At 71.3% G+C, this 24981-nt stretch carries 17 protein-coding genes; 2 read left to right on the forward strand and 15 right to left on the reverse strand.

What is annotated here, in order from left to right:
- Positions 1-55: 55 nt before the first annotated feature.
- Both OG472_RS17220 and OG472_RS17225 read right to left on the reverse strand, forming a co-directional pair.
- Positions 56-484, reverse strand: coding sequence for a GtrA family protein (locus OG472_RS17220; RefSeq protein ID WP_383568100.1), 429 nt, complete (start codon positions 482-484; stop codon positions 56-58).
- Positions 481-1476 (reverse strand): glycosyltransferase family 2 protein, encoded by a 996-nt coding sequence (locus OG472_RS17225; RefSeq protein WP_401601976.1) that lies wholly within the window; start codon positions 1474-1476, stop codon positions 481-483. Before OG472_RS17225 ends, OG472_RS17220 begins: the two co-directional genes overlap by 4 nt.
- Before the next feature lie 188 nt (positions 1477-1664).
- Here OG472_RS17225 and OG472_RS17230 point away from each other — a divergent pair, with 188 nt between their 5' ends.
- Both OG472_RS17230 and OG472_RS17235 read left to right on the forward strand, forming a co-directional pair.
- Positions 1665-4553: a CDP-glycerol glycerophosphotransferase family protein gene (locus tag OG472_RS17230; RefSeq protein WP_405830099.1), complete on the forward strand. Its 2889-nt coding sequence runs from the start codon at positions 1665-1667 to the stop codon at positions 4551-4553.
- Entirely contained in the window at positions 4550-5722 is a 1173-nt protein-coding gene (locus tag OG472_RS17235) for a glycosyltransferase (protein ID WP_405830101.1), read from the forward strand. Before OG472_RS17230 ends, OG472_RS17235 begins: the two co-directional genes overlap by 4 nt.
- Before the next feature lie 85 nt (positions 5723-5807).
- On the opposite strand, the gene galE is transcribed toward OG472_RS17235, so the two are convergent.
- The 13 genes from galE to mreD all read right to left on the reverse strand — a co-directional run bounded on the left by galE (position 5808) and on the right by mreD (position 24968).
- Complete coding sequence (gene galE / locus OG472_RS17240) at positions 5808-6821, reverse strand: UDP-glucose 4-epimerase GalE (RefSeq protein WP_401601981.1); 1014 nt, start codon at positions 6819-6821, stop codon at positions 5808-5810.
- Positions 6822-6884: 63 nt separating this feature from the next.
- Complete coding sequence (locus OG472_RS17245) at positions 6885-8501, reverse strand: glycosyltransferase family 2 protein (protein ID WP_405941695.1); 1617 nt, start codon at positions 8499-8501, stop codon at positions 6885-6887.
- A gap of 70 nt (positions 8502-8571) precedes the next feature.
- A complete protein-coding gene (obgE, locus tag OG472_RS17250; protein ID WP_401601985.1) occupies positions 8572-10017 on the reverse strand; it encodes a GTPase ObgE in 1446 nt (481 codons plus the stop codon).
- Positions 10018-10185: 168 nt separating this feature from the next.
- Positions 10186-10440 carry a 50S ribosomal protein L27 gene (gene rpmA, locus OG472_RS17255; RefSeq protein WP_030027134.1) on the reverse strand — a complete coding sequence of 85 codons (255 nt, stop codon included), beginning with the start codon at positions 10438-10440 and terminating at the stop codon, positions 10186-10188.
- A 13-nt stretch (positions 10441-10453) separates the two neighbouring features.
- Positions 10454-10774: a 50S ribosomal protein L21 gene (gene rplU, locus OG472_RS17260; protein WP_030013082.1), complete on the reverse strand. Its 321-nt coding sequence runs from the start codon at positions 10772-10774 to the stop codon at positions 10454-10456.
- A 275-nt stretch (positions 10775-11049) separates the two neighbouring features.
- Entirely contained in the window at positions 11050-14994 is a 3945-nt protein-coding gene (locus tag OG472_RS17265; protein ID WP_405941696.1) for a ribonuclease E/G, read from the reverse strand.
- Positions 14995-15230: 236 nt separating this feature from the next.
- The gene (locus OG472_RS17270) at positions 15231-16010 is read right to left on the reverse strand and encodes a TIGR03936 family radical SAM-associated protein (protein ID WP_401601988.1); all 780 of its coding nucleotides are present in this window, start codon (positions 16008-16010) and stop codon (positions 15231-15233) included.
- A gap of 127 nt (positions 16011-16137) precedes the next feature.
- A complete protein-coding gene (locus OG472_RS17275) occupies positions 16138-17223 on the reverse strand; it encodes a hypothetical protein (protein ID WP_405941697.1) in 1086 nt (361 codons plus the stop codon).
- Positions 17224-17286: 63 nt separating this feature from the next.
- On the reverse strand, positions 17287-19212 hold the full coding sequence (locus OG472_RS17280) for a TIGR03960 family B12-binding radical SAM protein (RefSeq protein WP_383568070.1): 1926 nt from the start codon (positions 19210-19212) through the stop codon (positions 17287-17289).
- A gap of 72 nt (positions 19213-19284) precedes the next feature.
- Positions 19285-20805, reverse strand: a complete 1521-nt coding sequence (locus OG472_RS17285) for a CHAD domain-containing protein (RefSeq protein WP_405941698.1) — start codon at positions 20803-20805, stop codon at positions 19285-19287.
- A 49-nt stretch (positions 20806-20854) separates the two neighbouring features.
- Complete coding sequence (rodA, locus tag OG472_RS17290; RefSeq protein WP_401601993.1) at positions 20855-22054, reverse strand: rod shape-determining protein RodA; 1200 nt, start codon at positions 22052-22054, stop codon at positions 20855-20857.
- A 12-nt stretch (positions 22055-22066) separates the two neighbouring features.
- Complete coding sequence (gene mrdA / locus OG472_RS17295) at positions 22067-24247, reverse strand: penicillin-binding protein 2 (protein WP_401601995.1); 2181 nt, start codon at positions 24245-24247, stop codon at positions 22067-22069.
- A gap of 13 nt (positions 24248-24260) precedes the next feature.
- Positions 24261-24968 carry a rod shape-determining protein MreD gene (mreD, locus tag OG472_RS17300; RefSeq protein WP_401601997.1) on the reverse strand — a complete coding sequence of 236 codons (708 nt, stop codon included), beginning with the start codon at positions 24966-24968 and terminating at the stop codon, positions 24261-24263.
- Between the last annotated feature and the right edge of the window lie 13 nt (positions 24969-24981).

Below are 24981 nucleotides of genomic sequence, written 5' to 3' on the forward strand. Positions count from 1 at the left end.
CGAAATGCCTGCCACCTCAATCTACGGGGTGGGCCCGAAGGGCTGCTCGGGGGTTTCAGACCCTGGACGGGCCGTCGTGCGCGTGCTCCGGTTCGACGGCCCGCGCAGCGCCCGGGACGAGGATCTTGCGGGAGAGCAGGAAGGTGAACGGGATGGCCACGATCGCCGCGACCAGCGGGGCGATCCGGGTGTCCATCCCGGCCCAGGTCACCAGGGCGTAGAGGCCGGCCGACTGGATCACGTAGTTGGTGACGTTCGTCAGCGGGAAGAGGAAGAACTTCTTCCAGGTCGGCCGGGTCCGGTAGGTGAAGTAGGTGTTCATGAAGAACGAGCCGACCATCGCCAGCACGAAGGCGAGGGAGTAGGCCGCGAAGTACGGCATCCACGGGTGCAGCAGGAGGTAGATGCCGAAGAAGGTGCCGGTGTTGACCCCGCCGACGAGGGCGAAGCGAAAGATCTGGCCGAGCTGGTCCCTGCGGCTCATCGGGCGCTGCGCTCCACGATGGCGGGCTCCGCCGACGGCCGGGTCCGGCCGTCGCGCGGGGACTGCTCCGTGCCGTGCGACTCCTTCACCAGGAAGTGCGGCCGGCGCTTGGTCTCGTAGTAGATGCGGCCGATGTACTCGCCGATGAGGCCGAGCATGATCAGCTGGACGCCGCCCAGGCCGGTGATGATCGCCACGAGGGTGACGTATCCCGGGGACTCGACGCCGTTGGTGATCGCCATGATCGTGATCCACAGCGCGTACAGGCCGGTCAGGGCGACCAGCGACACGCCGAACCAGATCCCGATGCGCAGCGGCCGGTTGTTGAAGGAGATCAGGCCGTCCATGCCGTAGTTCAGCAGGGAGCCGAACTTCCACTTCGTCTCGCCGGCCTCGCGCTGCGCGTTGCGGTAGTCGAAGTGGACGGTGTCGAAGCCGATCCAGGAGAAGAGGCCCTTGGAGAAGCGGTTGTACTCCGGCAGCGACAGCAGGGCGTCCACGGCCGGGCGCGACAGCATGCGGAAGTCTCCGACGCCGTCGGTGAGCTCCACGTCGACCCAGCGGTTGACGCCCCGGTAGTAGAGGCGGCTGAGGGCGGAGCGGAGCTTCTTGTCGCCCTCGCGCGTGCGGCGGGCGATGATCTGGTCGTGGCCCTGCCGGTAGAGCTCCAGCATGCGTGCGATGAGCTCCGGCGGGTGCTGGAGATCGGCGTCCATGATCACTACGGCGTCGCCGGTGGCCTCGCGCAGGCCGGCGAGCATGCCGGCCTCCTTGCCGAAGTTGCGGCTGAAGGAGACGAAGAGCGTCCGGTCGCCGTGCTCCGCGGCGATCTTCCGCAGTTTGCCGAGGGTGCCGTCGCGGCTGCCGTCGTCCACGTAGCAGATCTCGTACTCGACGGGGAGGGCGTCCAGGACCTTGCGGACCTCCGCGTCGAAGCTGTCGATGACGGCCTCTTCGTTGTAGCAAGGGACAACTACGGACAGCTTCGTCATGAACACTTCCTGCTGGGTCCGAACGGGTGATTGTCGGCGACCGGACCGGCCTCTCACCTCTTCCTTAGAAGTATGCACGGCGAGGGTGGAGCGTCGGTCGGCCTGCCTGAGCCGAGAGCGGTACACGGTAGCTTTGACGAGATAAGCGGAATGAGCTGAACGAAACGCAACGAAACGAAGGGATCGAGGTGCACGTGCCCGACGTCTCCGTGGTCGTCATCGTCTACAACGACGCAGAGCGTCTGTCGACAGCAGTCCAGTCGGTTCTGGACCAGACCCTGCACGGGGTCGAAGTCGTGATCGTCGACGACTGCAGCAAGGACCGTTCCTACGCGGTCGCCCAGGAACTGGAGGCCGCGCATCCGGGAAGAGTGCGCGCGTTCCAGCTGCCGGAGAACAGCGGTGGCTGCGGCGCGCCGCGCAACCACGGCATCCTGCAGGCCACCGGAACGTACGTGATGTTCCTCGACAGCGACGACGTCCTGGAGCGCAACGCCTGCCGGAACATGCTGCAGGCCGCCGAGCGGACCGGCTCCGACCTGGTGTCGGGCATGTGCGTACGGGTGCACCTCGACAACCGCTGGGGGAAGACCACCGAGTGGTACCCCTGGATCTACTCCCGCACGCGCACGCTGGAATCGATCACCGAGTTCCCCGACCTGCTGGTCTACGACACCCTCTCCACGAACAAGTGCTACCGGCGCGCGTTCCTGCTGGAGCAGGGCCTGGAATTCCCGGTCGGCATCCACTACGAGGACCTGCTCTTCTCCGCGCAGGCGTACGTGGCGGCCCGGCGCATCACCTTGATCCCGAACCACGTCTACTTCTGGAACGTGGTCGAGAAGGCCTCCGCCAAGTCGATCAGCAACCGGCGCCACGAGATCGCGAACTTCGTCCACCGGATGGAGATCCACCGCCGCGTCGACCAACTGCTGGCGGCGGAGGGCCACGCGGACATCAAGTCCGCGAAGGACGCCAAGTTCGTCAAGCACGACCTGGTGCTGCACCTGCGCGACCTGCCGCTGCTCAGTGACGAGTACCGCCAGGAGTTCGCCCGGCTGGCCAACGGCTACCTCGCGGGGATCGACCCGACCGCCTACGAGAACGTCACCTACCTCCAGGCGATCTGCGCCTACCTGCTGGGCAAGGAGGACTGGGACAACCTGCTCCCGGCCGCCGACGCCATGACCAACAAGGGCCGGCTCACCTCCCCGCTCGCCGAACGCGACGGACGCGTCTACTGGTGCGCGCAGCACATCGACAGCCCCGATCCCGCCGAGGCGGCCGAGGCCCGGCGGATACTGGACGTCACCGAGCAGGCCTTCCACACCACCCCGCTCACCTCCCTCACCGTGGGCAACCGCCTCACGTCCTACGAGGACGACGGCCGCGGCAGCGTCACGCTGTCCGGCTCCGTCGTGAATCCGCTGGGCCGGATCCCCGCCGACGCCGACCTGAAGGCCACGCTGGAATTCAGGGCCCGCCGGCAGATCGGCGTGCGTTCCTTCAGCTTCCCGGTGGCAAGCGTGCGCCATGCCGGTGACACGATCGAGTGGACCGTCACCGCCGACGTCGCGAGCACCGTCCGCCCCCTCGGCATCATCGACGCCGTCTGGGACGTCCGCCTCAAGCTGACCGCGGGAGGCGAGCGGATCACCACCCGCGTCTCGGTCGGCGGGGTCGACCTGGACTCGGCGGCCCGGCTGCGCGTGCGCCCGCGGCTGACCCGGCTGGTCTCCGACCGCTTCGGGCCCGAGGTGACCAAGAAGGGCAACCTCAGCTATGTCCTGACCGCCGAGAGCGCCGCCGCCGTCCGCACCCAGTCGCTGATCAACAACGCCATACAGGGCAAGGCGGCCGGCGTGGTCAAGCGGGGCCTGCGCAAGGCGCTGCGGGCCCGCCGGAACATGGGATCCGGCGAGCAGAAGGTGAAGCTCTACCACGAGGTCTTCTCGAAGCTGCCCATCAAGAAGGGCACGGTCGTCTTCGAGAGCCACATGGGCAAGCAGTACAGCGACAGCCCCAAGGCGATCTACGAGGAGATGGTGCGCCAGGGCGTGCCGTTCGAGGCGATCTGGTCGTACGCGGGCGCCAAGCCCACCGGCTTCCCCAAGGAGGCCACCCTGGTGCGGCGCTGGAGCTGGCCCTACCTGCGGGCCCTGGCCCAGGCCGAGTACTGGGTCGACAACCAGGGCTTCCCGCTGGCGCTGGCCAAGCGCCCGGGCACCACGTACATCCAGACCTGGCACGGCTCCGCGCTCAAGCGGATGGGCTTCCACGAGCCCCGCACCAAGGCGCAGGGGCGGGCCGGCCAGAAGCGCTTCCAGGCGGCGGTCGACCGCTTCGACCACTTCCTGATCCGCTCCGAGCACGACACCCGCACCCTCGCCAAGGGCTTCCGGCTGCGCGACGAGGTGCTGCTGCGCACGGGCTACCCGCGCAACGACGCCCTCGTGGAGGCGCACCGGACCGAGGTGCAGAGCGGTGAGCGGGTCCGCGGACCCCTGGCGGCCGAGCTCGGCATCGACCCGGACAAGAAGGTGCTGCTGTACGCGCCGACCTTCCGGGCGGGTGCGGACGGCGCGGTGGAGGGCTTCACCTTCCCCTTCGACGTGGAGGAGTTCGCGGACCGGCTCGGTGACCGCTTCACGCTGCTGGTGCGGACCCACTACCTCAACAGCGTCTCGCTGCCGCCGTCGGTCGCCGGCCGCGTCCTCGACGTGTCCCGGCACCACGACATCACCCCGCTGCTGGCCCTCGCCGACGGACTGATCACCGACTACTCGTCCGTGATGTTCGACTACGCGGTCCTGGACCGGCCGATGCTGTTCTTCGCGTACGACTACGAGAAGTACGCGACGGACATCCGCGGCACGTACTTCGACCTGAAGGAGAAGGCACCGGGCCCGGTGGTGGCCACGGCGGACGAACTCCTGCAGGCGATCGCCGCCTTCGAGGAGGCGGACGCCAAGTACGCCCAGGCGCGCGAGCGCTTCCTCGCCGAGTTCGGCGAGTACGACCGCGGGGACGCGGCCCGCCAGATCGTCGAGAAGTTCTTCACCAGGAGCGGCAAGTGAGCCAGGAGACCACCACCCCGGGCGGCCGTGACATCTTCATCGTCTCCAACAACGTGGACGAGCTCGGCGGCGTGACCACCTGGTCGCACCAGATGGCCCGGCTGTTCACGGACCGCGGCCACCGCGTGCACATCGTCGGCATCGCCCCGGTCGCCGAGGAGATCCGGCAGAAGCTGCCGCAGGACCTGCCGTACGCGATGACCACGCTCTACGACGCCCACCCGCCGTCGGCCCGCCGGCTGCGCGGGATCAAGGGCCGGCTGAACGCACCCGAGCGGCGCCGCCAGGCGGCCCGCCGGGCGAAGATGCGGGCCAAGGCGGAGCAGCTGAGCGAGCTGCTGCGCGCGGCCCGTCCGGGCGGTGTGGTCATCGTCACTCAGGTCTGGGCGATGGAGTGGGTGGCGCTCGCCGACACCAAGGGGCTCACCGTCATCGGCATGAGCCACGAGTCGTTCGAGGCCAGCCAGAAGTCCACCCGCGGCGAGCGGGTCCGCCGCCACTACCCCGAGGTCGACCGGCTGCTGGTGCTGACGGCCGAGGACGCGGACCTGTGGATCCGGGCGGGGATGGAGAACGTCGGCAGCATGCCGAACCCGCTGCCCTTCATGCCCGACACCCCTGCCCCGCGCACGGAGAAGGTCGTGGCGTGCGTCGGACGCCTCGCCTTCGAGAAGGGCGTCGACCTGCTGCTCGACGCGTGGGCGGACGCCGCGCCGCACCACCCCGACTGGGTCCTGCGGATCTACGGGGCGGGCGCGGAGGAGCAGGCGCTGCGGGCGCACTGCACCTCGCTGGGTCTGGACGACTCCGTGGAGTGGATGGGCAGCACCGGCGACGTGCTGGGCGCCCTGCGCGGGGCCTCGGTCTTCGCCCAGGCCTCGCGGGCCGAGGGCTTCCCCATCACGCTGCTGGAGGCGATGGCGGCGGGCGTCCCGGTGGCCGCCTTCGACTGCGCGCCGGGCGTACGGGAGATCGTCGAGCACGGCGAGGACGGGCTGCTGGCCCGGCTGGGCAACACGATGGAGCTGGCCGGGCACCTGCACGCGCTGATGTCCGACCGTGAACTGCGCGACCGGCTCGGCGACAACGCCTTCCACGCGGTGAAGCGGTACTCCAGCGCCGACATCACCGACCGGTGGGAAAACCTGTTCGCCTTCCTGGAGCGCTGACCCCTCCCGCCGCACACCGCACGAAGCCGCCCGCCCCGGACACATCCCGGGGCGGGCGGCTTCGTACCCGGCCTTCGCCGGCCGGTCAGGCCTTGTGGACGTCCGCGTGGCGGTCCGTGCGGGCGGCCTTGTTGGCCTCCCAGCCCGCCCAGGCGGAGGTGACCATCTCCCGGACGTCGTGGCGGGCCTTCCAGCCCAGCTCGCTGGTGATCTTGTCGGCCGAGGCCACGACCTTCGCCGGGTCGCCGGCGCGGCGCGGGCTGATCACCGGCGCGTAGTCGTGCCCGGTGTTCTCGTTCAGGAGCGCCACCATCTCGGCGACCGAAACGCCCTCGCCGCGCCCGATGTTGACGGTGAGGTCCTTGTGCTCCCCGGCCGCACCCCACTCGGCGAGCTTGCGGGCCGCCGCCACGTGGGCCTCCGCGAGGTCCTCGACGTGGATGTAGTCGCGAATGCAGGTGCCGTCCGGGGTCGGGTAGTCGTCACCGAAGATCTTGGCGCCCTCGCCGGCGTCGTAGCGCTCGAAGACCATCGGGACCAGGTTGAAGACGCCGGTGTCGGCGAGCTCGGGGGTCGCCGCGCCCGCCACGTTGAAGTAGCGCAGGCAGGCCGTGGAGATGCCGTGCGCCTTGCCCGCGGCGCGCACCAGCCACTCGCCGGCCAGCTTGGTCTCGCCGTACGGGCTCAGCGGCGCGCACGGGGTGTCCTCGGTGACCAGGTCCACGTCGGGCATGCCGTAGACGGAGGCGGAGGAGGAGAAGAGGAAGTTGCGGATGCCCGCGTCGGCCACGGCCTGGAGCAGGACCGTCAGACCCTGCACGTTCTCGTGGTAGTAGTACAGCGGCTTCTCGACGGACTCGCCGACCTGCTTCTTCCCCGCGAGGTGCACCACACCGGTGATCTTGTGCGCGCGGATGGTCTTGTCCAGGGTCAGCCGGTCCAGGACGGAGCCGACCACCAGCGGGACGCCCTCCGGGACGCGGTCCTCCTTGCCCGTGGAAAGGTCGTCGAGCACGACGACCTTCTCCCCCGCGAGCACCATCGCGCGGACGACGTGCGCGCCGATGTAACCGGCGCCACCGGTGATCAGAAACGTCATGTGTATCTCCTTGGTCCTGTCCGACTTCGGTGGGGAAAAAGCGCAGCGGTGTGGAAGCGGCCGTCAGCCCGTCCCGCGGCCTGCCCGGGCCCGGTGGAAGCGGTTGCGCACGAGGTACAGCGCACCCTCGGCGCCGGGCGCGAGGCGCAGCGCGAGGGCGCCGGCCCCCGTCCGGTAGGGCTGCGCCAGCAGAACACCGTACCGGCTGCTGGGCAGGGCCCGGCGGCGGAGCAGGCGACCAGCGGGGCGCAGGGAGGTGAAGACCGAGCTCCCGTCGGCGCACTCCACGCGTACCCCGACGTTCCAGGCCTGCATCCTGCGCAGCCCCTGGCGGCGGCCCGTGACGGCCAGGTCGGCCAGCCGGAAGGGCAGCACGGCGATCCAGCCGCCGCTGCGGTCGGGGCGCAGCTCGACGGGCTGGGCGAGGACCGGCTCGGCTCCCGCGCGCGGCATGAAGCTCAGCTGCACGGTCCGCGGCCCGGCCTCGGCGAGGCGCCCGTACAGGTCGTGCAGGCGCACCCGGACGGCGGCGCGGCCGGCCGGTTCGGCGTCGACGGTCACGGGCAGTTCGGCGACCGGCAGCCCGGCCAGGCCGTCCAGCTCCACCGGGAGCTCCTCGCTCCACACCGGGGTGCCGGTGGGGCCGACCGCGTACGGGGGCAGCAGCCGCGGCGGTTCGGCGGCGAGCCGGGTCAGCCGGCCGACGTCGGCGGGCGGGGTCGCGGTGGCGCGCAGCACCCGTACGATCCAGCGGGCGTGGGCGGCGGCGGACTCGATGTCGGCCTCGGCGAAGGTGTCGAGGTACTCGCGGGTGAGGGTCCACCAGTCGGCCTGGTAGCCGGGGTCCTTGCCGAGCTCGCGCAGGTACATGCGCAGGTCGTACTCCAGGAACTTCACCTGGCAGGCGCTGCCCAGCTCCGGGGAGGCGGCGGCGAGGGTCCGGGCGGCCGTGCGGTGCGCCTCGACGCGGGCGCGCCAGTTCCCGACGTCCTTGCGGTCCAGGGAGATCGACACCTGGGCGGCGCTGCGCCGCACGTGCCAGACGTAGACGAGGTCGCCGGTGACGGCGATGCGGGGGGCCGCGGCCAGTACGCGCGCGGTGAAGACGAAGTCCTCGTAGACGAACCGGCCGTCGGGGAAGCGCAGACCGTGTTCCTGGAGGAAGGCGCGCTCGTAGAGCTTGTTGACGCAGAGGGTGTCGCGGACGAGCTCGGGCCGGTCCGCCGGCCGCTCGATGACGTCACCGGGCGTGTAGAGCCCGGGCATCCACGGCACGTCGTGGTGCTGGGGCAGCTCGCGGCGGACCGCCGCGCCGACGGTGACAGGCGCGCGGTGCTCCTCGGCGGTGCGCACCAGGGCGTCGGCCGCACCCGGTGGCAGGACGTCGTCGCTGTCCAGGAAGAGGACGTACTTCCCGGACGCGACCGCGATCCCGTCGTTGCGCGGGGTGCCGCACCCCGCGCTGTTCTCCGTGCGGTGCACGGCCTTGAGGCGGGGGTGCGCGGCCGCCAGCTCGTCAAGCACCCGCGCGGTGCCGTCGGACGAGGCGTCGTTCACCGCGATGACCTCGGTGACCACCGGGCCCTGGGCGAGGGCCGAGGAGACGGCCTCGCCCACGAGCCCGGCGTCGTTGTACGCGATGACCACGACGGAGACCGTGGGGAGGTTGCTGCTGTTCACCCGAAGGATCCTAGGCGACCCACATAAAGGCGCCTTCAAACCCTCCGGGGCAGATTCCCCCGGGAGGGGACTAGAACGGCCGGAATTCGTCGTACTCCTTCTGCACCGAGTCCCCGCGCTGGGCGTCCTTCTCCTTGCGGCGGGTGGTGGCCGGACGCGGGGCGTCCAGACGGTGGTCCTCGCCGCGGCGGCCCAGCATCTCGGCGCCGGCCATCACGGTCGGCTCCCAGTCGAAGACGACCGCGTTCTCGTCGGAGCCGATGGCCACGCCGTCACCGGCGCGGGCGCCGGCCTTCTTGAGCGCCTCCTCGACACCGAGGCGGTTGAGGCGGTCGGCGAGGTAGCCGACGGCCTCGTCGTTGTTGAAGTCGGTCTGGCGCACCCAGCGCTCCGGCTTCTCGCCGCGCACGTTGTAGACGTCCTCGACCTCGTCGTAGGTGACGGTGAAGCCGGCGTCGTCCACGGCCTTCGGACGGATGACGATGCGGGTCGCCTCCTCCTTCGGCTTGCGGGAGCGGGCCTTGGCGATGCCCTCGGCGAGGAAGTAGGAGAGCTCCTTCAGGCCCGTACGGGCGACCGCGGAGACCTCGAAGACCTTGTAGCCGCGCGCCTCCAGGTCCGGGCGGACCATGTCGGCGAGCTCCTGGCCGTCCGGGATGTCGACCTTGTTCAGGACGACGAGGCGCGGGCGCTTCTCCAGGCCGCCGCCGTAGAGCTTGAGCTCCTCCTCGATGACGTCGAGGTCGGCGATCGGGTCGCGGTCGGACTCCAGGGTGGCGGTGTCCAGGACGTGCACGAGCACCGAGCAGCGCTCGACGTGGCGCAGGAACTCCAGGCCCAGGCCACGGCCCTGGCTGGCGCCGGGGATCAGGCCGGGGACGTCGGCGATCGTGTAGACGGTCGAGCCGGCGGTGACGACGCCCAGGTTCGGGACGAGGGTGGTGAAGGGGTAGTCCGCGATCTTCGGCTTGGCCGAGGAGAGCACCGAGATCAGCGAGGACTTGCCGGCGCTCGGGAAGCCGACCAGGGCCACGTCGGCGACGGTCTTGAGCTCCAGGACGATGTCGCCGGTGGTGCCGGGGACACCGAGGAGCGCGAAGCCGGGCGCCTTGCGGCGGGCGGAGGAGAGCGCGGCGTTGCCGAGGCCGCCGCGGCCGCCCTCGGCGGCCACGTAGGTGGTGCCCTGGCCGACGAGGTCGGCGAGGACGTTGCCCTCCTTGTCGAGGACGACGGTGCCGTCCGGCACGGGCAGGATCATGTCCTGGCCGTCCTTGCCGGAGCGGTTGCCGCCCTCGCCGGGCTTGCCGTTGGTGGCCTTGCGGTGGGGGCTGTGGTGGTAGTCCAGCAGGGTGGTGATCGCCTGCTCGACGACCAGGATGACGTCGCCGCCACGGCCGCCGTTTCCGCCGTCGGGGCCGCCGAGCGGCTTGAACTTCTCCCGGTGAACGGAGGCGCAGCCGTGGCCCCCGTTACCCGCGGCGACGTGCAGCTCGACGCGGTCCACGAAGGTGGTCATGGTTGTTCCTCCAGTTACATGCGGGAATGTCCCGGACAGGCCTTGCTGTCCATTAAAACGTCTGTACGTACCAACGCGCCGAGGGCGGACCTCTCTTCCCGGCTGACGCCGGGAAGAGCTGAGATCCGCCCTCGGGAAGTTACGAACGCTTGATCAGCCGAAGCTGGATCAGGCGGCCGGAACGATGTTGACGACCTTGCGGCCACGGTGCGTGCCGAACTGCACGGCACCCGCCTGCAGCGCGAACAGCGTGTCGTCGCCACCACGGCCGACACCCGAACCCGGGTGGAAGTGGGTGCCACGCTGGCGGACGAGGATCTCGCCGGCGGAGACGACCTGACCGCCGAAGCGCTTCACGCCGAGCCGCTGGGCATTGGAGTCGCGCCCGTTCCGGGTGGACGATGCGCCCTTCTTGTGTGCCATGTCTCAGTCCCTCTTACTTCGCAGCCGCGGGGATACCGGTGACCTTGATCGCCGTGTACTGCTGGCGGTGACCCTGGCGACGGCGGTAGCCGGTCTTGTTCTTGTAGCGCAGGATGTCGATCTTGGCGCCCTTGTGGTGGTCCACGACCTCGGCCGTGACCTTGATACCGGCCAGCACCCACGGGTCGCTGGTCACGGCTTCGCCGTCGACAACGAGCAGGGTCGAGAGCTCGACCGTGTCGCCAACCTTGGCAGTGGAAATCTTGTCAACCTCAACGATGTCGCCGACAGCAACCTTGTGCTGGCGACCACCGCTGCGCACGATGGCGTACACGCGGATCTCTCTCTCACTCGGGACGGATGCTCCTGAAGCCAGCCGCCCAGGCGGGCCAAGGCCCACGCTGATCCGGATTGGACGAGCGGCCTCTCCCGTACAGCGCTTGCGCGCGGCATAGCGGGAGGAAGGTGCTCAGGAGCGCGGCGCACACTGGACGGATTCGTCCAAGACACGCCGACGGTCTAGGTTACGGGGCCGGTTCCGGAGGGTCAAACCGGGCCCCGCACGGCCGTGGGCCCCGCCGCTCGGCGGGGCCCACGGTCATGAGCGGATCAGGCTTCGGTCGGAGCCGAGACGGAGGGCAGCGTCTGCTGCTCCGCCGCCGCGGTCTTCTTCGTCGCCCGCTTCGCCACGGTCTTCTTGGTCGTGGCCGCCTTCTTGGCCACGGTCTTCTTGGCGGCCGCCGCCTTCTTGGCCGGGGCCTTCTTCGCCGTGGTCGCCTTCTTGGCCGGAGCCTTCTTGGCGGCCTTCTTCGCCGGTGCGGCCTCCTCGGCCGGTGCGGCTTCCTCGACGGGCGCCGGGGCCTCGGTCACCGGGGCGGCCTCGACGACCACCACGGCGGCCTCTGCCGCACCTGCCGGGGACCCGGCGGGTGCGGTGGCCTTACGGGTGGCACGCCGGCGCGGACGGGCCGGTGCGGCCTCCGCCACGGGGGCCTCCTCGACCACGGCCACGGGCTCGGGCTCGGCGACGGCCGGCTCGGGCTCGACGACGGGCTCGGGCTCCGGCACGACGACCGGCTCCGGGGCCGCCTCGGCCGCGGGGGCCGGGGCGCCCGCCGGGGCGGTGGCCTTACGGGTCGCACGGCGACGGGTACGGCCCTTGGGGGCCTCCTCCGCCACCGGCTCCGCGACGACCTCGGCCACGGCTTCGACGACGGGCTCGGGCTCGGGCACCAGCACCGTGTCGGCCGGCTCGGTCACCGGCTCGGTCGCGGCCTCCGGGGCCTGCGCCGGAGTGACCGCACCGCGCGGGGCACCCGCCGGAGCGGTCGCCTTGCGGGTGGCGCGGCGCCGGTTGCGACGGCTGCTCAGGCCGGCAGCGGCCTCCGCCTCGGAGGGGCTGCTGTAGAGCTCCTCGTCCGCGACGAACTCCGGCTCGGGCAGCGCCCGCGGGGCGGCGGCCTCGGCAGCCACCTCCGCCTCGGACTCGAAGCCCTCCGTGTCGACCGTCTCGACCTCGTGGTCGTGCTGGTCGAACTCACCGCGGCCGCCGCGGCGCTTCGAGCGCTTGCCGTTGCCACCGCCGCCGATCGCGGTCGGCGTCTCCATGTGCACGATGACACCGCGGCCGTTGCAGTGGACGCAGGTCTCGGAGAAGGACTCCAGCAGGCCCTGGCCCACCCGCTTGCGGGTCATCTGGACCAGGCCCAGCGAGGTGACCTCGGCCACCTGGTGCTTCGTACGGTCGCGGCCCAGGCACTCCAGCATGCGCCGCAGGACCAGGTCGCGGTTGGACTCCAGGACCATGTCGATGAAGTCGATGACGACGATGCCGCCCAGGTCGCGCAGCCGCAGCTGGCGCACGATCTCCTCGGCCGCCTCCAGGTTGTTCCTGGTGACGGTCTCTTCGAGGTTGCCGCCCTGACCGGTGAACTTGCCGGTGTTGACGTCGATGACGATCATCGCCTCGGTCTTGTCGATCACAAGCGAGCCGCCCGAGGGCAGCCACACCTTGCGGTCGAGCGCCTTGGCGAGCTGCTCGTCGATCCGGTACGTCGCGAAGACGTCGACCTCGGAGGTCCAGCGGGACAGCCGGTCGGACAGGTCCGGGGCCACGTGGTTCACGTAGCCGTGGATGGTCTCCCAGGCGCCGTCGCCGCTGACGATGACCTTCGAGAAGTCCTCGTTGAAGATGTCGCGCACGACGCGGACGGTCATGTCCGGCTCGCCGTACAGCAGGCTCGGCGAAGAGGTCGAGATCTGCTTCGACTTCTTCTGGATGTCCTCCCACTGGGCCTGCAGACGCTCGACGTCGCGGCGCAGCTCGTCCTCGCTCGCGCCCTCGGCGGCGGTGCGCACGATGACGCCCGCGTCCTCGGGGACGATCTTCTTGAGGATGGTCTTCAGACGCGCACGCTCGGTGTCGGGCAGCTTGCGGCTGATACCGGTCATCGAGCCCTCGGGCACGTAGACCAGGTAGCGGCCGGGCAGCGAGACCTGGCTGGTCAGGCGGGCGCCCTTGTGACCGATCGGGTCCTTGGTGACCTGCACGAGGACCGACTGGCCGGACTTGAGGGCGGACTCGATGCGACGCGGCCCGTTGGCCATGCCGAGCGCCTCGAAGTTGACCTCACCGGCGTACAGGACCGCGTTGCGGCCCTTGCCGATGTCGATGAAGGCGGCCTCCATCGACGGCAGCACGTTCTGGACCTTGCCCAGGTAGACGTTGCCGACGTACGAGGTGGCTTCTTCCTTGTTGACGTAGTGCTCGACGAGCACGTTGTCCTCGAGGACGCCGATCTGGGTGCGCTCGCCGGACTGGCGGACGACCATGACGCGCTCGACGGCCTCACGGCGGGCCAGGAACTCGGCCTCGGTGATGATCGGGACGCGGCGGCGGCCCTGCTCGCGGCCCTCGCGGCGGCGCTGCTTCTTCGCCTCCAGGCGGGTCGAGCCCTTGATGGACTGGACCTCGTCGGACGGCTCGGCCTTCTCACGGGCCGGGCGCGGCTCGCGGACCTTGACGACGGTGCGCACACCGTCCTCGTCACCCGCTTCGGCGGCCTCGGCGGCGGTGTCGCCACTGCGGCGACGGCGACGGCGGCGACGACGGCTGGAGCTGGAGCCGAGGGCCTCTTCGGCCTCGTCCTCTTCCTCCTCGTCGGCCTCCTGCTCGGCGGACTCGGCCTCTGCCTCGGCCTCCTCCTCGGCGGACTCGTCGAGGTCGGCGGCCTCACCGCGGCGGCGGCGACGGCCACCACGGCGGCGGCGGCGCGACGGGCGCTCGCCCGACTCGTCGCCCTCTTCGAACTCCGCGGACTCCTCTTCGAGCTCGGCCTCGGGCTCCTCCTCGGCGAGAACCTCGGGGAGGGAGACCGGCGCGGACTCGGCGGCCGGGGCGGACTCGGCGGCGCCGCGCCCACGGCGACGGCGGCGGCCGGCGGGCTGCGGGGCGGGGGTCTGGACGACCTCGGCCTCGAGCTCCGTCTCGTCCTCCTCCTCGACCTCGTCGGCCGGGGCGGCGGCGCGGGCGGCCGCGGCGGCCATGGCGGCCGTCTCGGGGGTCTGGAACATCGGCTCGGCGAAGACCGGGGCCTGGAAGACGGCCACGGCGGGGCGCGCGGCGCGGCGGGCGCGGGCCGGGGCGGCGGGCGCCTCGGTCTCGGCGGCGGGCTGCGCGGGGGCGGCCGGTGCGGTGGTGGAGCGGGTGGCGCGGCGGCGGCCGCCGCGCTTCGGGGAGTCCAGGGCGTCGGCGACCGTGAAGGCGCGGGCGGCGGCCCTGGGGGCCTCCTCCGCGACCGGCTCGGCCTCGGCGGCCGGGGTCTCGACGACGGCGGCGGCCTCGGCGGCCGGGGCGGTCACGGCACGGGTGGCACGACGACGGGCACGCGGAGCCGGAGCGGCCGGGGCCTCCTCCTCGACCACGGGCGCGGCCTCGGCGGCCGGAGCCTCCGGGGCGGTCACGGCGCGGGTGGCACGGCGGCGGGCACGCGGGGCGGGAGCGGCGGGCTCCTCCTCGACCACCGGCGCGGCCTCGGCCACGGGGGCCTCCACGACGGCGGCGGCCTCGGCGGCCGGGGCGGTCACGGCACGGGTGGCACGACGACGGGCACGCGGAGCCGGAGCGGCCGGGGCCTCCTCCTCGACCACGGGCGCGGCCTCGGCGGCCGGAGCCTCCGGGGCGGTCACGGCGCGGGTGGCACGGCGGCGGGCACGCGGGGCGGGAGCGGCGGGCTCCTCGGCCGGAGCGGCAGCGGGGGCCGCGGCGGCGGGGGCCTCGACGACGACGGCCTCGGCCGGCGTCTCGGGGGCGGCCACGGCGCGGGTCGCGCGGCGGCGGGGACGTGCGGGGGCGGCGGCCGGAGCGGCCTCCGCCGCACTCGCCTGGGGCTCGGCCGGGGCGGCCTCCGTCACCGGGGTCACCTCTGCGGTGGCCCCGCCGGGCGGGCCGGCGGGCCGGGAAGCGGCGCGGCGACGCCTGCGCGGCGGCAGGTTGTCGCTGGGGCTGCCGCTGTCGGCGTTACCTGCGGTGGTGTCGTTTTCGTTGTTGAGCATTGCGGGCGGTTCTCCCGTCACGCTCCCGGGCGCCGCGGCTGACTTCCGGTCCGGCACGGCTGCCGCGTAATGAGCGCGGAACCGGCCTCCGGGGCGCGTTCGCCACACGGGAGCTGTAGTCCATGGCCGCCGGTTCCGTACGTGTTGTCCGTACGGCCTGGCGGAAGTCTTCAGGTCTGTGCGCGGCCCGACCCAGGTGGCTCCCGAGTGCCAGGGCTGCGCGACGACGACGTTCCCTACGCGGCGGGACCTTCCGGCGCCTTCGCGTCGGCTGCTACGGCGGCCGTGGGTGGGGCGGCCGTGTCAGCCTCGCGGTCGGGCGCGAGCGGGTCGGTCACCGTGCCGGACTCCTCGTCGAAGAGCCCCTGCGCCAGCCTGGTCACCGCTGAGGGGACCGGCGGCGCCAGGTCGGCCACAGCTCGGAGACCGGACAGGACGTCGTCGGGTCGCACGGCAGGTGTCAGATGCCGAACAACCAGCCGCAGTATCGCACAGGCATTGTCCAGGGTCCTATCAGCCGGGGCAGGAAGGGCTTCCAGACTGACGACCGCGCCGCGCGTGTCGAAGGTCCGCATGCCGTTCTTGGTCCGGCGCTGCACCTCCACGGTCTCGGCTGCGAGGAACGCCGTCACGGCCCGTTCGGCCTCGGCGGGCTCCACGCCGTCCAGGCGCAGCTCCCACACGGAGGCGGTCAGCCGGTCCGCGAGGCCCGAGGTGCGGGCCTCGACGGCGTCGATGATGTCGAGCCCGGTCGGCATCGACTCGTCGAGCAGCTCGCGGAGCTTCTCGGGGTCGCGGGGCTCGGCGAGGCCGATCTCCAGGTATTCCGCCTCGCTGCCGGTCCCGGTCGGGGCGGCGTTCGCGTACGAGACGCGCGGGTGCGGGGTGAATCCGGCCGAGTACGCCATCGGCACCTCGGCACGGCGCAGGGCCCGCTCGAAGGCGCGCTGGAAGTCTCGGTGGCTGGTGAACCGGAGGCGGCCGCGCTTGGTGTAGCGCAGTCGGATGCGCTGCACCACCGGTGCGGGAGGCGGGCCTTCGGGCTGTCGCTTGCCCAGTGGTTCTTCTCCTTGTGCGGGGCTCCGCGGCTCGCGCGTCGCCCTGAGCGTCTGTGGGACCGGCCGGCCCCGCCCTGCCTCCGGCTCACCCCTGCCGTTCGTGGAGGGAGATCTCGGGAGCGGGCGTGTTGCCTGCGGCTGTCGTACTACCCAGAGTACGCGCCCGTGACCTCGCCGGTTCCACGGGAGGAGTACCGAACAGCGCCTGCCGCACCGCGGCCCGCGCCTCCCTGACCGCGGCGCGGCCGGTGCGCCAGACCTCGCGGACGGCGTGGCCGGCGGGGGTCAGCACGTGCCGGTACACCCGGGACGCGGGCCAGCCGACCAGCACCCAGGCGACCCGTTTGAGCCCGCGCCACAGGGCTCCGGCGATCAGGCCGGCCACGTGCCAGGCCCAGAGGAGGACCTGCCCGACCGGCGTGAGCACGTGGCGGTACAGCGCGACCGCCAGCCAGGCGAGGCCGAGTCCGACCGGCCGCAGCAGGTACCGGTACAGCGACACCACCAGCCATACGAGGCCCAGCCCGACCGGGCGCAGCAGGTACCGGTAGGCCGCCGCCGCCAGCCACGCGAGGCCGTGTCCGATCGGGGTGAGCACGTACCGGTAGGCGGTCGCGGCCAGCCACAGGAGGCCGCGGCCGACGGGCGCGAGCACGTACCGCCACAGCGCGACCCACGGCCACACGAACAGGAGCATGGTCAGGAACCAGGCCGCCCAGGCCACCGCCTTGCCGAGCGGGGCGAGCAGGTACCGCAGCCCGCCCCGGCCGGCCCAGGCCAGCGCCGCCCCGAGCGGGCGGAACACGTAGGTGCTCAGGATCCGCCCGGCCGGAGCGAGCAGGTGCGCGTACGCGCCGCTGCCCAGCCATGCCAGGCCCCGCCCGACCGGGGTGACCACGTACCGCCACAGCCCGACCCACGGCCACACGAAGACCAGCTTGAGCAGGGTGGCCAGCACCCATCCGAACACCCGGAGCGCCGGCTCGACGACGTGGACGTACAGCGGCCCGAGGACGTGCCGGTGCGCGGCCCGGCCCAGGGCGACGAGCAGCTCCCAGACCACTCGTACGGGCAGTACGACGAGTACGGCGACGATCTTGACGGGGATCCTGATGACTCCCACCAGGCATCCGTCGCCACCGTCGCCGGGAGGCCGTTCGCGCAGTTCCATACAGCCAAGGACACGGCAGAGGCCCCCACCCGTTGCGGGCGGGGGCCTCTCGTGACCCAAGGGTTACTTCACGACCGACAGCGGCAGCAGCTTCTTGCCCGTCGGGCCGATCTGGATCTCGGTCTGCATCTGCGGGCACACGCCGCAGTCGAAGCACGGGGTCCAGCGGCAGTCGTCGACCTCGGTCTCGTCGAGGGCGTCCTGCCAGTCCTCCCAGAGCCAGTCCTTGTCGAGACCGGAGTCCAGGTGGTCCCAGGGCAGGACCTCCTCGTACGTGCGCTCGCGGGTCGTGTACCAGGCGACGTCCACGCCGTAGGCCGGCAGCGTCTTCTCCGCGGCCTCCATCCAGCGGTCGTACGAGAAGTGCTCGCGCCAGCCGTCGAAGCGGCCGCCCGATTCGTACACGGCGCGGATGACGTCGCCGATGCGGCGGTCGCCGCGCGAGAGGAGGCCCTCGACGATGCCCGGCTTGCCGTCGTGGTAGCGGAAGCCGATGGAGCGGCCGTACTTCTTGTCGCCGCGGATCTTGTCGCGGAGCTTGCCCAGGCGGGCGTCCGTCTCCTCGGCCGACAGCTGCGGCGCCCACTGGAACGGGGTGTGCGGCTTCGGCACGAACCCGCCGATGGACACCGTGCAGCGGATGTCGTTCTGGCCGGAGACCTCGCGGCCCTTGGCGATGACGTTGACCGCCATGTCGCCGATCTGGAGGACGTCCTCGTCGGTCTCGGTGGGCAGGCCGCACATGAAGTACAGCTTCACCTGGCGCCAGCCGTTGCCGTAGGCGGTGGCGACCGTGCGGATCAGGTCCTCTTCCGAGACCATCTTGTTGATGACCTTGCGCATGCGCTCGGAGCCGCCCTCGGGGGCGAAGGTCAGACCGGAGCGGCGCCCGTTGCGGGTCAGCTCGTTGGCCAGGTCCACGTTGAACGCGTCCACGCGGGTCGACGGCAGGGACAGACCCACCTTGTCGTCCGTGTAGCGGTCCGCGAGGCCCTTGGCGATGTCCGCGATCTCGGTGTGGTCCGCGGAGGACAGGGAGAGGAGGCCGACCTCCTCGAAGCCCGTGGCCTTCAGCCCGCGCTCCACCATCTCGCCGATGCCGGTGATGCTTCGCTCCCGCACGGGGCGCGTGATCATGCCGGCCTGGCAGAAACGGCAGCCGCGGGTGCAGCCGCGGAAGATCTCCACGGACATCCGCTCGTGGACGGTCTCGGCGAGCGGGACCAGGGGCTGCTTGGGGTAGGGCCACTCGTCGAGGTCCATGACCGTGTGCTTGGACACGCGCCACGGCACGCCGGAGCGGTTGGGCACGACACGGCCGATGCGGCCGTCCGGCAGGTACTCCACGTCGTAGAAGCCCGGCACGTAGACGTTGCCGGTCTTCGCCAGGCGCAGCAGGACCTCCTCGCGCCCGCCCGGCCGCCCCTCGGCCTTCCAGGTGCGGATGATCTCGGTCATGTCGAGGACGGCCTGCTCGCCGTCGCCGATGACCGCGCAGTCGATGAACTCCGCGATCGGCTCGGGGTTGAAGGCCGCGTGGCCGCCCGCGAGGACGATCGGGTGGTCGACCGTACGGTTGCGGGCCTCCAGCGGGATGCCCGCGAGGTCCAGCGCCGTGAGCATGTTGGTGTAGCCCAGCTCCGTGGAGAAGGACAGGCCGAACACGTCGAAGGCGGAGACCGGGCGGTGGCTGTCCACGGTGAACTGCGGCACCTTGTGCTCGCGCATCAGTTCCTCGAGGTCGGGCCACACGCTGTAGGTGCGCTCGGCGAGGACGCCCTCGCGTTCGTTCAGCACCTCGTAGAGGATCATGACGCCCTGGTTGGGCAGCCCGACTTCGTACGCGTCCGGGTACATGAGCGCCCAGCGGACGTCACAGCTCTCCCACTCCTTGACCGTGGAGTTGAGTTCACCGCCGACGTACTGGATGGGCTTCTGCACATGCGGAAGCAGGGCCTCAAGCTGAGGGAAGACCGACTCGGTCATCACGCGACTTTCGTGAAGCGGGCAGGGGGCAGCTCTCAAGCGTACCTCGGCCCCCGGCCGCCCCCACCCACATGATCATCCCAACGCCGTCCGCAGCGCGGGGTCCGAGGCCTTCGACCAGATGCCCGGAAGTTCCCGTTCGCGCCGCTCGGCCAGGGCCTCCTCGCGGGCGTAGAGGACACCCCAGGTGAACGCGGACTCTCCCGCGCCCGCCGCCTGGACCGCGAGGCCGCGCAGGGCCTCGCGGGCCACCACGCTGTCCTGGTGGTCGCCGAGCAGGGTCTGGACCTTCTTCCCCGCCTTGGCCAGGCGCTTCGCCGGCTTGCCGAGGGCCGGCACGGCCGACTCCGCCGCGTACCGCAGGCGCTTCGCCGCCTTGCGGGCGTCGTGCAGGGCCAGGTCCCGTTCGTCGCCCTCCGCCAGGGAGAGCGCGCCCTCGACGCGGACGGCGAGCCGCGCGTAGTCGCCGAGCACGGCCTTCGGCAGGATCGCCCGCGGCTCCGCATCGGCGCCCTTGAGCAGCGGCGGCGCCTCCAGCAGGGCGTCGAGGGAGTCCAGGAGGGAGACGTACCGCTCGCCGTCGAGGACGGCCACGGCCCGGCGCCGCGACGCGGAGCGCCGGGTGGTGTTCCACACCTTCAGCCGGCTGCGAACGGGGCCGATCACCAGGGTGCGCGGCAGCTCGCCGAGGCTGGTCTGGATCCGCTCCAGCAGGACCTCCTGGTCGCGGTCGACGCCGAGTTCGGCGGCCAGCCAGCGCAGCTCCTCGCCGATCGGGTCGGTGGCCGCCCGGTCGAGCACCTTGCGGTAGGTCTTGAAGGCGCTGCGCAGCCGCCGGGTGGCGACCCGCATCTGGTGGACGGAGTCCGGCAGGCTCCGTCGCACGGCCGGGTCCTGGGCGATCAGGGCGTCGCGCTGTTCACGCAGGTACGCCAGGACGTACGCGCCCGCAGTGCCCTCGGGGCCGCCGCCCTCGGGCCGGGCCGGGGGGACGGCGTCGGTCTCCACGAGCGCCCGGGCGAGCTTCGAGGGGGCGTCGGAGACCCGGAGCCCGGCCTTGCGGAAGGTCTTCTCCACGGCGTCGAGCAGTTCGGGGTCCACCCCGTCGGCGAGTTCCACCTCGACCTCGGTCCAGGAGGCGCTGGCCTGGCCCCGCTCGGCCAGGACCTCGTCGGTGCTCAGTTCCGCGAGCAGGGCTCCGTCGGCGTCGAGCAGGTGGCTGACGCGGCGCGAGGAGACCAGCCTGACCTGCGGCTGGAGTCCGGCGCCGCGCACCCGGGAACGGACGAGGGCGGCGAGGGAGGGCGGGACGGTGTCGCTGAGCGCGGCCGTGACCTCGTCGCGCACTCCCGGGGAGACGGGCAGTTTGAGGTGCCAGCCCGCGTCCGCGCCGCCCGTTCTGCGCCGCAGGGTGAGGCCGTCGGCCGCGAGGCGTTGGTCGGGGGTGTCGTAGTAGACGGCGTCGAGGTCGACGGTGCCCTGGTCGGAGACGGCCGCGATCGCGGCCGTGCCCGTCAGGTCCGGCAATCCCCGCCGGGCAGATTTGGCCTTGGAGAACTCGAATTTACGCTCGATTTCGCGCTTGGTGTCCGCCATAGACCGAACTTAGTCCTGAACGGATCACGGCGGCAGGGTGAACAGGAGATCAGGCTGACAATGGCCGCTGCACCTTGATCGACTGCAGCAGTCCGATCGCCACCCACACCGCGAACATCGACGAGCCTCCGTACGAGACGAACGGCAGCGGCAGCCCGGCCACCGGCATGATCCCGAGGGTCATCCCGATGTTCTCGAAGGACTGGAAGGCGAACCAGGCGATGATCCCGGCGCAGACGATCGTCCCGTACAGCTCGGTGGTCTCCCGGGCGATCATGCAGGCCCGCCACAGGATGACGGCGAGCAGGAACAGGATCAGCCCGGCCCCGAGGAAGCCCAGCTCCTCCCCCGCCACGGTGAAGACGAAGTCGGTCTGCTGCTCCGGCACGAACTGACCGGTCGTCTGCGAACCCTTGAAGAGTCCCGATCCGGTGAGACCGCCGGAGCCGATCGCGATGCGCGCCTGGTTGGTGTTGTAGCCGACGCCCGCGGGGTCCAGCTCGGGGTTGGCGAAGGCCGCGAAGCGGTTGATCTGGTACTCGTCGAGGACGCCGAGCTGCCAGATCAGGATGGCGCCGCCCGCGCCGGTGCCGAGGAGTCCGAGCACCCAGCGGTTGGAGGCGCCGGAGGCCAGCAGCACGCCGAGCACGATGACGATCATGACCATGACGGACCCGAGGTCGGGCATCAGCATGACGATGCCCATCGGGGCGGCGGCCAGGCAGAGCGCCTTGACGACCGTGCGGTGGTCCGGGTGGGTGAGGTCGCCGGCGTCCACCCGGGTGGCCAGCAGCATCGCCATGACCAGGATGATCGTGATCTTCACGAACTCGGAGGGCTGGAGGGAGAATCCGCCGCCGATCACGATCCACGCGTGGGCGCCGTTGATGGTGGCGCCGAGCGGGGTGAGCACGGCCAGGATGAGCACGAGCGAGAGCCCGTAGAGGACCGGCACGGCACCGCGCAGGGTGCGGTGGCCGAGCCAGACGGTGCCGATCATCAGGACGAGGCCGATGCCGGTGTTCAGGGCGTGCCGGGCCAGGAAGTAGTACGGGTCCCCCTGGTTCAGCTGGGTCCTGTTGCGGGTCGCCGACCACACCAGCAGGGCGCCCATGAAGGACAGGGCGAGCGCGGCGAGGAGTATCGGCCAGTCGAGCCGGCGCACCACGGAGTCGCGGGCGGTGAGCTTGGCCATCGCCCCGCGCTCGGGCGCGTACCGGGAGACGGAGAACTTGTTGGCGGTCTGCATGTCTTTCGGTCCTCAGTCGTGCCGTGCGGGGGGCGGGGCGGGCGGCCCGGCGAGGGCGGGCGGTTCCGGTTCCTCCGGGGACGGCGGCACGTACGGCCGGATCTCCGGGGAGTCGATGGAACCGTCGGGGCGGATCTTGGGCAGGTTCGCCTCGGGCTGCAACAGCAGGGCCTTCTTCAGGTCCTGCTTGCCGGCCATGTCGAGACCGTAGATGGCGTTGTAGAGGTTGCGGACGGCGGGGCCGGAGGCTCCGGAGCCGGTGCCGCCCTGGGAGATCGTCATGACGATCGTGAAGTCCTTGGTGTAGGTCGCCAGCCAGGACGTGGTCTGCTTGCCGTAGACCTGGGCGGTGCCGGTCTTGGCGTGCATCGGGATCTTGTCCATCGGCCAGCCGATGAACCGCCAGGCGGCGGTGCCGCCCGGCTCGGCGACCGAGCGCAGGCCCTTGTCGAGGTCGCTGATGGTCCTGGCGCTGATCGGCAGCCTGCCGTGGGACTGCGGCTTGATCATCTCGATGCGCTTGCCGTCGGGGCTGACCAGGGCCTTGCCGACCGTGGGGTTGTAGAGGGTGCCCCCGTTGCTGATGGCGGAGTACGCGGTGGCCATCTGGATGGGGGTGACGAGGACGTCTCCCTGGCCGATGGCGAAGTTGATGCTGTCGTAGGCCTTCAGCTGGTTGCCTTCGAGGCAGCTCTCGTAGGCGATCTGCTCGACATAGGTGCCGCCCCGCTTGCCCTGCTTGCACCAGGAGTTCTTGTTGGCCGCCCAGAAGCTCTGCTTCCACTGGCGGTCGGGGATGCGGCCGGTGACCTCGTTCGGCAGGTCGATGTGGGTCTCGGAGCCGAGGCCGAATTCACGGGCGGTCCGGTAGAACCAGTCGTGGGCGTTCTTCTTGGGCTTGAGGCCGCCGTCGCGCTGCCACTCCTTGTGGCCGAGGGCGTAGAAGACGGTGTTGCAGGAGAACTTGAGCGCGTCGCCGAGGGTGATGGGGCCGTGCCCCTTGGACTCGAAGTTCGCGAAGCTCCGGCCGCCCATGTTGTAGGAGGCGCTGCAGTTGTACTTGTCGTTGAAGTCGTATCCGGCCCGCACGGCCGCGCTCGCCGAGACCACCTTGAAGATGGAGCCCGCGGGGGCCTGGCCCTGGATGGCCCGGTTGAGCAGCGGGTAGTTGGAGTTCTTGCTGGTGAGCCTGGCGTAGTCCTTGCCGGAGATGCCGCCGACCCAGGCGTTGGGGTCGTAGTCGGGCTGGGAGGCCATCGCGACGACGCGGCCGGTCTTGGCCTCCATGACGACGACGGCGCCCGAGTCGGCCTCGTACTTGCGGCCGGTGATGTTGTCGGTCTCGTTCCGGACGACCTTCATCGCCTGCTGGAGCTCGAACTCGGCCACGGCCTGGACCCGGGCGTCGATGCTGGTGATGAGGGTGGACCCGGCGATGCCCGGGTCGGACTTGGTCTGGCCCATGACCCGGCCGAGGTTGTCGACCTCGTACGAGGTGACCTCCGCCTTGCCGCGCAGCTGGCGGTCATAGGTGCGTTCGATGCCGGAGCGGCCGACCTGGTCGGACCGCAGGTGCGGCGAGTCGGTGTCCTTGGCCTTCTGGATCTCGTCGTCGGTGACCGGCGAGAGGTAGCCGAGCACCTGGGAGGTACGGGCCCCGCCGGGGGCCGGGTAGCGGCGGACGGCGGTGGGCTCGGCGGTGATGCCGGGGAAGTCCTCGGGGCGCTCCCGCAGCTGGAGCGCCTGCTGCGTGGTGGCCTCCATGGTGACCGGGATCGGCTGGTACGGGGAACCGTTCCAGCAGGGCGCGGGGGTCTGGGAGTCGCAGAGGCGGACCTTCTCCATGACCTCCTTGGGGGTCATGTCCAGGACGTCGGCGAGGCGGGTCATGACGCCCTTGCCCCGGTCCTTCATCTTCATCAGAGCGGTCCGGCTGGCGGAGACGACCAGCCGGGTCTCGTTGTCGGCGAGGGGGACCCCGCGGGCGTCGAGGATCGAACCGCGCACGGCGGGCTGGACCACCCGCTGGACGTGGTTGCTCTTGGCCTCGTGGTAGTACTCGGCGCCGTTGCGGATCTGCAGGAACCAGAGCCGGCCGCCGAGGGTGACCAGCATGGAGATGATGAGCACCTGCATGATGACGAGCCTGATCTGCACCCGGGAGGTACGGCCGGTCTCCGGAACGTTCGTCATGCCTGCTCCTCCCTCACAGCTTCTTGACGCTCTTCACACCCTTGACTGCCTTGACGCCCTTTATGCGGACGGCCTTGTTGGCGCGGGAGCGCGCGGTCTTCAGCCGGAGCCCGCCGCGCTGGCTGCCGATGCGCAGGCCCGTACCGCCGGCCAGCCAGCCGGCGGAGACGTCGGCGGCCTTGTTGGCGGGGCCGCCGCCGGCCTCGACGGCCATCGGGTCGTTCTCGGCCTTCCGCGCCAGCGCCATGATCCACGGCACGGTGAACGGCGCGAGCAGCAGGTCGTAGAGGGTGGCGGTGAACACCAGCCCGGTCAGGCCCACGTGGCGGGCAGCGGTGTCGCCGACGAGGGCGCCCACGCCCGCGTAGAGCAGGGTGGAGCCGATCGCGGCGGCGACGACGGTGAGCATCGGGCCCCAGGCGGAGCGGAACCGGCCGCCGTCGGGGCGGGTCAGTCCGGCGACGTAGCCGATGACGCACAGCACGAGCGCGTACCGCCCGGCGGCGTGGTCGGCGGGCGGGGCCAGGTCGGCGAGGAGACCGGCGGCGAAGCCGATCAGGGCTCCGCTGACGTGCCCGTACACGAGTGCGAGGGCGACGACGGTGAGGAGCAGCAGGTCGGGTACCGCGCCGGGCAGTTGGAGCCGGCCCAGGACGGTGACCTGGATGACGAGGGCGACCACGACGAGCGTGGCCGAGAGCAGGATCCGGTTGAAGCGCATGGGCGGTCTGCTC

The sequence above is a fragment of the Streptomyces sp. NBC_00207 genome, assembly GCF_045160965.1.
GTDB lineage: Bacteria > Actinomycetota > Actinomycetes > Streptomycetales > Streptomycetaceae > Streptomyces.